Annotated in this window: 7 protein-coding genes; 3 read left to right on the forward strand and 4 right to left on the reverse strand. The window is 42.1% G+C overall.

From position 1 onward, the window contains the following. The 3 genes from flgB to FW757_RS19440 all read right to left on the reverse strand — a co-directional run bounded on the left by flgB (window position 1) and on the right by FW757_RS19440 (window position 2,394). Window positions 1-411 (reverse strand): flagellar basal body rod protein FlgB, encoded by a 411-nt coding sequence (flgB, locus tag FW757_RS19430; protein WP_149981587.1) that lies wholly within the window; start codon window positions 409-411, stop codon window positions 1-3. Between the two features lie 199 nt (window positions 412-610). After that, window positions 611-1,441 carry a CheR family methyltransferase gene (locus FW757_RS19435; RefSeq protein WP_149981589.1) on the reverse strand — a complete coding sequence of 277 codons (831 nt, stop codon included), beginning with the start codon at window positions 1,439-1,441 and terminating at the stop codon, window positions 611-613. Window positions 1,442-1,461: 20 nt separating this feature from the next. After that, the gene (locus FW757_RS19440) at window positions 1,462-2,394 is read right to left on the reverse strand and encodes a chemotaxis protein (protein WP_149981591.1); all 933 of its coding nucleotides are present in this window, start codon (window positions 2,392-2,394) and stop codon (window positions 1,462-1,464) included. Between the two features lie 141 nt (window positions 2,395-2,535). Between FW757_RS19440 and flgA the strand changes: the two genes are divergently transcribed. The 3 genes from flgA (at window position 2,536) to flgN (ending at window position 4,060) form a co-directional block, all read left to right on the forward strand. Beyond that, complete coding sequence (flgA, locus tag FW757_RS19445; RefSeq protein WP_182718216.1) at window positions 2,536-3,243, forward strand: flagellar basal body P-ring formation chaperone FlgA; 708 nt, start codon at window positions 2,536-2,538, stop codon at window positions 3,241-3,243. A 78-nt stretch (window positions 3,244-3,321) separates the two neighbouring features. Further along, on the forward strand, window positions 3,322-3,636 hold the full coding sequence (gene flgM, locus FW757_RS19450) for a flagellar biosynthesis anti-sigma factor FlgM (RefSeq protein WP_149981594.1): 315 nt from the start codon (window positions 3,322-3,324) through the stop codon (window positions 3,634-3,636). Next, window positions 3,629-4,060, forward strand: coding sequence for a flagellar protein FlgN (gene flgN / locus FW757_RS19455; protein ID WP_182718217.1), 432 nt, complete (start codon window positions 3,629-3,631; stop codon window positions 4,058-4,060). The genes flgM and flgN overlap by 8 nt, the downstream gene beginning before the upstream one ends. Before the next feature lie 122 nt (window positions 4,061-4,182). Here flgN and FW757_RS19460 read toward each other — a convergent pair whose 3' ends face one another. Beyond that, on the reverse strand, window positions 4,183-9,882 hold the full coding sequence (locus FW757_RS19460; protein WP_446441583.1) for a beta strand repeat-containing protein: 5,700 nt from the start codon (window positions 9,880-9,882) through the stop codon (window positions 4,183-4,185). Window positions 9,883-9,894 lie beyond the last annotated feature (12 nt).

Consider the following 9,894-nt stretch of genomic DNA (forward strand, 5'->3'; position numbering starts at 1 on the left):
TTAGGCTCCTTGACTACCGAGGGCTTTTTTAAGGCCTTTAATTTTACTACTCATAAATTGCAGGCTTGCCTGATACTCTAATGAGTTCTTTGTATACAAGTTTCGTTCCACTTGTATATCAACCGAGTTACCATCACCTGTATCTGCTTGATTTGGCGAACGAAACATTTCACTATTACCGATATAACGACTACCACCTGCAATGTGATTCGGGTTAGTTGTTACCATGTTATTGCCGCCTTGCTGGTGGCTTTTTGCCGCTTTCAATGCTGAGGCAAAGTCGATATCCTTCGCTTTATAGCCCGGCGTATCAGCATTAGCGATATTGGTTGCTAATAACTCAGCACGTTGCGAACGGATCAACATTGCATGAGGATGAACCCCAAATGCTTTATCAAAACTGATAGCCATAACCATCTCCAAAAAATTGACTTAAGATGATTAATGCAAAAGGTGAGCCAACTAGGTTAGTGTTTTATGATGTGTTTAATTTTTGATTTAAAAAGAAAAACGATGTGGAGGCACATCGTTTTATCGTATTCTAGATTCGGCTTTACTACCGATGAGACTTGAGTTACTTGCGTTTTAGCGCGTTATTTACGCTGGTAAGTTATTTCTTTTGATAAATAATACCAGGATTACAGCGTACCATATCAAACTCGTTACTTAACCCTGACATAGACTCTGAAGCACCTAAAAATAAATACCCCTTAGGGTTAAGTGCTTGAGCAAACTGAGCAATAATTTTGGCTTTCACCTCAGGTGCAAAATAAATCAGCACATTACGGCAAAAAATAATATCAAATTTGCCCATTAGTGCGTATGAATCTAATAAATTAAGGTGTCGAAAACTCACTAATTTTTTTATTGAGTCGTTAACTTGCGCCATCCCATTGCCGCTATCTTTGAAGAACTTCTTCCTGCGCTCTACCGACAGCCCTCTAGCTAAAGCAAGAGAGTCATATTCTGCATGTTTACACATATCTAACATAGTATTAGAAATATCGGTGCCGATGATCTGCGCGCCCATTTTTAATACACCCGGCTGCTTAGCTTGAAACTCAGCGACCGACATGGCAATAGAATATGGCTCTTGTCCTGAGGAACTTGCCGCTGACCAAATTTTCAACGGTCGACGCAACTCTTTATGCTCTGGGAATAACTTACTTTGTAATAGTTCAAACGGGTATTGATCCCGAAACCATAAAGTTTCATTGGTCGTCATAGCATCAACAACTGCGGCACGTAACTGCCGCTCATGCGGACTCAGTGTTTTACTGACCAATTGTGACAATGACTCAACATTGAAACGAACCATTAGCGGAGCAAGCCTGCTTTTGACTAAATAAAGCTTATTATCACCCAAAACAATGCCACATTGTTGCTCTAAAAAAGAACGAAACTGATCGTACTCACTTTGTTGTAAATGCTTATTTTCCAAAGTAACACCGCCTTTTCAAATTAGTCACAATGAACCCATTTTTTCACTGCTGTAGCTAACTCATCCGGATTGAACTTAGCAATAAAGTCATCAGCCCCCACTTTTTCAATCATCGCTTGATTGAACACACCACTGAGTGATGTATGCAGAATAACATGTAATGGGGCTAACTTTGGATCTGCTTTTATTTCAGCCGTGAGGGTATAACCGTCCATTTCTGGCATTTCAACATCAGAGATCAATAAACCAACTCGCTCGGTAATATCATGCTTACAGTCAAGTGCAGCAATTTCCCGGAGGCGAATTAATGCTTCTTTCCCGTTTTTAGCAAGCTCAGTCTGCACGCCTAACGGCTCTAGAGCACGTTTGACTTGATTACGAGCAACGGCAGAGTCATCGGCAATAAATACGATGCGCTCACCTAAGTCTTTTTGAATTTCACCATCATTAGCTATTGCTGCACTGACTTCAGTATTTACCGGGCAAATTTCATTTAATATTTTTTCTACATCAAGAATTTCGACTAACTCATTTTCAATTTCTGTCACTGCTGTTAAATACGAATATCTGCCAGCCCCAGACGGTGGCGGCATTATTTTTTCCCAATTCATATTTACAATTCGCTCAACGCCGCCAACCAAAAAACCTTGTACGGAGCGGTTATATTCAGCAATGATAATAAAACTATCTTTAATATTCTCGATCGCAGGGCCACCTACAGCCATTGATAAATCAATAACAGAAATAGTTTGCCCACGTATATGTGCGACACCTCTTACATAGGCATTCGACTTCGGCATGTTTGTTAAAGGAGGGCATTGCAGTACTTCTCTCACTTTAAACACATTAATACCAAAGCGCTGCCGCCCTCTTAGCTTGAATAATAATAATTCAAGACGGTTTTGCCCAACCAATTGAGTACGTTGGTTAACTGAGTCTAAAATGCCTGCCATTTCAATCTCCTGAAGAAAGCGAATAAGAACGGAACAATAATTGCTTTCTTTCTGTAAAGCTACATAACTACACGGGAGCGTCTGTTTATTGACGCTAAATATTTATACCCTGTTTTCAACCATAAGCATAGTCGAAACATTATGAGTTTGTTAAAAAAAAGCCGAAGATACAGTGTTTTTTATTTTCTTGCTAGCTTATGCCTAGTTACTCCACTGTATGCACAAACATATAGCAAAGAACAATTGCAAGAACTTGCTGTATCCCATGTCTATGATCAATTAGACCCTAATACCGCCGATGATAAGGAACTCAATGCTCTAACATTGGATAGTCGGATACCTGATCGTGGCTGCAACAGCGACCTTGCATTTAATATTCCTACTGAGCCGCCATTTAATCGCCAAATAACCGTACAAATAAAATGTGATGACCTCAATGGTTGGAGCCAATATGTTCATGTACGTATGATTGAACTCACCCCTGTGATTATAGCCACTGAAAATTTAAGTCGCGGGGAGGTTATTGAAGCTCATCATTTACGTTTGATTATGAAACCAAAACATTTCGTAAGAGCGCAGTATTTACAAAATCAAGAGCTGCTGATTGGTAGCCGCAGCAAACGTAATATCCGCAGTGGTTACCCTGTTGCATTAAATCAAATCTGTATGGTCTGCAAAGGCGATAATGTCACTATTTTTGCAATAATTCGAGGATTGAAAATAAAAACTTCCGGTTTAGCCCTAGAAGATGGTACTTTAGGAGAGCAGGTAAAGGTTAAAAATGCAAAGTCAGGGAAAGTTTTAAATGCCCGCGTTGATGGTGTTGAGTCTGTGCAGGTAATTATTTAAATTTTCGTATTTGTGCTAAAGTTTCTAACATGGTTGCCGATAACAAGGCATGTGTTGGATAATGTATAGGTTAAAATCATGGTAAGCCAAGTAAATAAAGGTCAGCAACAGGCTAATGTGTTGACCAATGCTAAACAGCAAAAAATTGATTTACAAAATAATAATGCTAATACTGCGCAAGCAACTACGCCAAAAGCGACAGCTGACTCAGTAAGCTTAACGCCACAAGCGCAACAATTAAAATCTTTGCAAGATAAAGCACAGCAATCTTCTGGTTTTGATAGCAACAAAGTGGCTGAGCTAAAAAAAGCAATTACTGAAGGTAAATATCAAATCGATGCTGAAAAGCTAGCTAAAAATATCGCTGCATTTGAGTTTGATGTGTATGGCTGATCACACCAGTTTGATCAGTTCTAAACTTGTTATGCAGCTAAATTGCTTAACATCCCTTGCTGATATCTTAGAAGATGAATTAACCGCTATAGCCTCCCGTCGTGGCGAGGGCCTTAAAGATATCGCGAAACAAAAACTTACCTTTTTAAGTCAAATTCAAACGTTAGATAAAGAACTCAAAGCCTTATTTGCAGGTAATGACGTTGAATCTGACGAAGTAACAAGCTTAACGAGTGATGTGCATAAGCTATTAGAGTCATGTAAAAAGAAGAATGACGTTAATGCTCATGCAGCCCACCATGCACAATTAACAGTAAAACAATTAAAAGACATTTTGATTGGTGTGCCAACCTCTACAACATATGACCAAGATGGTAGTGTTGTCCATGGTAACAGTAAGATCGTCCATAACTTAAAAGCATAATTTGACTCCTACTTTTAGTTTTACAAAATTCCCTTTATTATTTTTCTTTCCCTATTTAAAATTATCTCGAAAGTGATTAAGCGCGGGACAACCCGCGCCTTATATCTTTTGCTTAACAATAATTAACTATCAATTTGATTATTGCCGCTTTCGATTAATTTCTTAATCATTTCCTCTGATTGATTTTGCACATCAAGAGCAGGCTCCGCAGTAGCTTTCTGCTGTGCTGTAAACACCAGACTATTACTCTCACTCACAGGATCGAGTGCGAGCAAGTTATTTTGTTCACTCTCTGCAAGAAGATCTGCAACTGTTAATTGACTCAGTTGTGGTGTTAATTCAGATACCGGAGCAACACTGCTAATTTTACTTAAATCAATATTATCATCGTTTGATGATAATAATTCAGTACTATTATCACTGCCACTGAATTCAGCGCTAGGTTCAACACCTGCAGAACTAACATCCACTCCATTTATCTCAAGGTCCTGACCATTAATATCAACCACTCTTATATTACCGATTGAATCTGTAATGCTAAAGCGAGCATCGCTTAAGCCTGCGCCAAGTAAATCGGCCAAATTTACATCAACAATGCCGATATTCCATGTGCCATTATTTACAACAGCCCCACCATCACTTAATAAGGTGATCCCGAGTGCCAGCGCATTATCAAGCCTTACAATAGCTCCATCTTCAGCATCAGTTTCACCATCAAAACCTGTCACAACTAGGCCTAACAATATACTATTTGTATCTATGTTCGTAAGTGATGGCGGGATAGTATCTATCTCAAGACCTGTCATCGCAGAGGTAGCAGTGGTATTCCCAGCAATATCTGACACTGTTGCACTGACGGTATAACTGCCATCAAGCAGAATATCGTTTGGTGAAATACTCCAACTACCATCGCCTTGCGTAGTAGTTGTTACTGATGTTTGCGCTATACCATTATCAAATATCAGCGTGACTGTGCGCCCTGCTTCACTCGATGTGCCGCTGATTTCAGGTGTCGCATCATTGGTTAATATCAGCCCACTCGTAATGGCAATAGTCGGAGCAACCGTGTCAATAACACCTGATTCTTGTACCGTGGTGGCATTACCGTATTCATCCTGCACGGTCACATCCACAGTATAACTACCCGCTGCAAGTGCTGTATTTGGTTCAATTAACCAATTACCGTTACTCGCAGTTGTGGTTGTAACCGTTTGCGTGTTACCTGCCGCATCAGTAAACAATACAGTAACTTGGCTATTTCCAGGTGCACCAGTTACTGTGCCGGTGATCTGAGGTGTTAAATCATTTGTGTCACTGATTACATCAATAGCAATAACAGGACCCGTTAAATCTAATATTAGTGTCGCGGTATTGCTACCTTGATTACCTGCACTATCATTAACCGAGGCGGTAATTGCGACACTCCCTTCAGCCAGTATTTGATTTGATGCAACACTCCATACTCCCCCAGCTTGTACCATAGCAGTAACTGTATCTGTAGTACCTAAGCTATCAACTAGTACTATGGTAACTATTGAACCGACTCCCGCATCAGTGCTACCCGATATTACAGGTGTTGCATCGCCACTAGTACCAGGCTCATTAATAGTCAATACCGGTGCAGTAATATCAACTAAACCGCTAACACTAGCATCTGCTGTTAGCCCTGCTTCAGTGACTGTCGCTGTAACAGTATAAATACCTTCGCTAAGAGCTTGAGTAACTAAGACAATCCACAAACCATCGACTACTGTTGTATTATAAGTTTGTGTCTGGGCCGCGCTATCCGTTACTGTAACAACGACTGCACTGCCATCGACAGCGTCACTACTGCCACTGAAATTGGGAGTTGTGTCATTGGTATCTGCAGGAGCAACAATTGCAATGCTTGGTGCACTGGTATTCAATAATCCAGTTACCGACGTTGAGGTTGTTGAATTACCCGCTAAATCAGTAATACTTGCAGCGACTGTGATAGTGCCGTCAACCAGTGAATCTGTAACATTAATTGACCAACTGCCATCGGCTTGTACTTGCGTCGTATAAGTATAACTGGAATTATTATCGGTAACTGTGACGCTCAATTGCGTACCTGCAGGCTCATTAGTTAAACCACTGAGTTGAGGGGTGGCTACATTTATAGTCCCTATAGAATCAACCGAAATAGTTGGCGCACTGGTATCGATCACAGCTGTTGTTGAAGCTGTTGTAGTCAGGGCCGCACTATCTGTCACTGACGCTGTTGCTGTGAATGTGCCATCAGGTAAAGCTGCTGCCGTGGCTTGCCAATTACCATTACTATCTATAGTAGCAATTAAATTTTGAGTATTACCATTACTATCCACCACAGTAATAGAAACTGTGCTTCCTTGTGGCTCATTTGAATTACCACTTATGGTTGGCGTACTATCATTAGATAATGATAATGGCGCTATAGTTAACTCTGGTGCTTCTGTATCTATACTTAGGTTCGCTGTTTGATTGATACTGTTACCTGCACTGTCACTCACAGTCGCATTAATATTATAATCGCCATCAGTAAGAGTCGTTGTAGTGACTTGCCATAAGCCAGATCCATTTACTAAAGTTGTTAGTGTTTGGCCATCAATGGTTACGGTTACCGTTGCTCCTAACTCATTACTTGTACCGCTAATCGTTGGAGTCGCATCACTGGTAATTGATAAAGGATTTATAGTGAGTGTTGGCGCGGTAGTATCAATTACACCACTGGCCGTCTGCTCAGTTAGGTTGCCGACTCCATCGCGCACACTCGCTTGAACCGTATATTGTCCATCACCTAAGTCTTGCGGTACATTAACTGACCAACTGCCATTCGCTTGCACTGTCGCGCTAAAGGTTTGTGTTGCAACTCCTTGACCAGTTACCACCAATGTTACTTGCGCTCCCTCACCTAAATCAGTGGTTCCGCTAATAGTTGGGGTGCTATCCATCGTCAATGCAGGGGTAGATAACGTTAGTTCAGGCGCCGTATTATCAAAATCCAAAGTACTAATAGTCGTGGTATTGCCAGCCGCATCGGTTGCCGAGGCTTCAACGTAAGCTAGTGTCAGTAATGATACCGATAAATTCAATACGCTCCAATCACCGTTCGCATCAACCGTTGCAGTGTAAGGTAGACCAACAGCGCCTCCCACTAAATGGTTTGTAATGGTAACAACACTGCCTTCAGGTAAATCTGATGTGCCAGATAAGGAAACCAAACTGCCTAGAAGGAAAGAAGGGACAATCGTAAGTGCTGGTGGTGTAATATCGACTTCACCGCCCGTTTTACTGTCTTCTCCTTGATTACCCGCCATATCAGTGATTGTTGCTTTTACGGAATAAACACCTTCAGCTAACGCGGTATTTGCAGCTGCTTGCCAATCACCTTGAGCATCCGTAGTAACTGTTACAACCTGTTCAGTACCACTTGCGTCAGTAAAGGTCACCTCAACAGTGGCATTCGCTTCATCAGATGTCCCACTAATAAGTGGCGTTGTGTCTTGTGTTAATATCAAACTACTTTGATCAATTGTGATCTCAGGGTCAATACTATCTATAACAGCATTAGCGGTTAGTTGCCCTGCATTACCCGCAGTATCGGTGACCACAGCAGTGACTGAGTAAGCGCCTTCCGCAAGTGCTTGGGATGCTTCGACTTGCCATGTTAAATCTGCTGCGAGTGTTGTATTAATGGTATGACTAGCCCCTTGTGCGTCAGTAAAAGTAACAGCAACGGTGTTGCCAGCAACAGCCCCCACAGCTCCCCCTGAAACAATTGGGGTTTTATCTGCGGTGCTGCTTAATGGATCAATCAACACTGTTGGTGGAGTTAAATCTATTTCACCTGTTGTTTGAGCCAAATTGCTATTCCCAGCAATGTCAGTGATAGTTGCAGCAATGCTATAACTTCCTTCTGCAAGCGCACTTCCAAGCGCTACAGACCATGTACCATTTGCTTTAACTGTTGCCTGCACAGATTGCTCTGTGCCAGTACTATCAGTGATCAATAATTCAACTACAGTGCCTTGCGCAGCATCTGATGTGCCACTAATTAATGGTGTTGTATCATTTGTAATACTAGGCGAATTGACAGCCAATGTTGGTGCGGTTAAGTCTATTGCTAGGCTAGTACTTGACGAGCCAGTTAAACCGTCCTCGCTGACAACTGCATTCACAGTATAGCTGCCTTCAACAAGTGCATTACTGACATCAATAGTCCATTGCCCAGCCAAAGCTTGAGTAGTCAATGTTTGCACAACAATGCCCGAGGCAATAATTTCAATCGTTACATTCGTACCATCTCTGGCATCGGTGGTACCAGAGATAGTTGGTGTTGTATCCATCGTTGCTTGTAAACTCGCAATCGAGATAGTCGGCGCATTAGTATCCAATGTTGCGTTACTTGAAGCCGATGCTTGATTGCCAGCAGTGTCACTCACATTAGCCGTAATAGTAATTGCGCCATCGTTTAATGCATCAATAACTTGAACTGACCAGCTGCCATCTGCTTGTACAACAGCAGTTAGTTGATAACTGTTTGAGTCATCATTGACATTCACTGTTACCGTGGCGCCTATTTCATCACTACTCCCTGAAATCATCGGTGTACTATCATTAAATGTGCCTAGTCCGTTCAAGGTTAAACTAGGATCTAATGTATCAACCGTGCCATTACCTTGAACTGTGCCTATATTGTTAGCGGCATCAGTAATAGTAGCCGTAACAATGTAGTCACCATCAGCAATATCAGCGGTTGGAGTTGCTGAATAACTGCCATCGGCTTGCACTAGTGCTGTAAATTGCTGAGTGTCACCGTTTGCATCAACCAACACGATAGCCACTTCAGTTCCCTGCGGCTCTGTTGACGTACCAGAAATTGTTGGCGTCGCATCGTTGCCCACTCCAAGGGCTGTGATTGTAAGCACTGGTGTCGTGCTATCTATGGTCAGTGTCGCAGATGCCGTTTGTTGATTACCTGCATCATCGGTGATCGTTACATCAACCGTGTAATCACCATCAGTCAATGCACTTGGTAGCGTTACTTGCCAAGTGCCATTACTTGCCACTGTCGCTTGCAACGTTTGTCCTGCAATTGTGACCGATACATCTCCGCCTATTTCATTACTGCTGCCAGTTATTGTTGGGGCAGTATTTGCTGTTGGCGCTAAATTATCGATAAATAAACTTGGCGCCACACTATCAATCACTCCAGTCGTTTGCTCAGTAGTCAAATTACCAACCCCATCGCGCACAGAGGCAGTAACGGTATAGGTTCCCTGTGCAATAGCTTGCGGCACAGATACTGACCAGGTTTGATCAGCCTGTACCACTGCGGTAAATGTTTGGCTGACATTATCACTATCAACCACTGTCAAATTAATCACAGTGCCTTGACCCATATCCGTATCACCTGAAATAACTGGCGTTGTGTCGTTGCTCAACGCGTCAACACTGACCGTTAAATCAGGTGCTACGTTATCAAAATCGAGTGTGCTGACCGTACTAATATTTCCTGCTGCATCAGTTGCGCTGGCAGTAACATAGGCAAGGTTAAGTAATGGCACCGTTAAGTTAAGTAATTGCCAATTACCATCAGTATCTGTAGTTGCCGTATAACTTGCACCAATTAACCCTCCCACTAAATGTTCCGTGATAGTGATGGTGCTTCCCGCTGGTAAGTCTGAATCACCTGATAGCGATACTAAATTGCCAAGTAAGAAGGAAGGTATAATTCTCAGTTCTGGGGCGATGGTATCCACCACGCCGTTGTCACTGGCGCTGGCTGTATTGCCTGCATCGTCGGTGATACTGGCAGTCACTGTGTATGCACC

Source organism: Pseudoalteromonas sp. 1181_04, assembly GCF_052850545.1.

Bases quoted from the DNA above. Each gene is read 5' to 3' on its own strand.
- flgN (WP_182718217.1), top strand. From the start codon at position 3,629: ATGGCTGATCACACCAGTTTGATCAGTTCTAAACTTGTTATGCAGCTA.
- flgA (WP_182718216.1), top strand. From the start codon at position 2,536: ATGAGTTTGTTAAAAAAAAGCCGAAGATACAGTGTTTTTTATTTTCTT.
- flgB (WP_149981587.1), bottom strand. From the start codon at position 411: ATGGCTATCAGTTTTGATAAAGCATTTGGGGTTCATCCTCATGCAATG.
- flgM (WP_149981594.1), top strand. From the start codon at position 3,322: ATGGTAAGCCAAGTAAATAAAGGTCAGCAACAGGCTAATGTGTTGACC.
- FW757_RS19440 (WP_149981591.1), bottom strand. From the start codon at position 2,394: ATGGCAGGCATTTTAGACTCAGTTAACCAACGTACTCAATTGGTTGGG.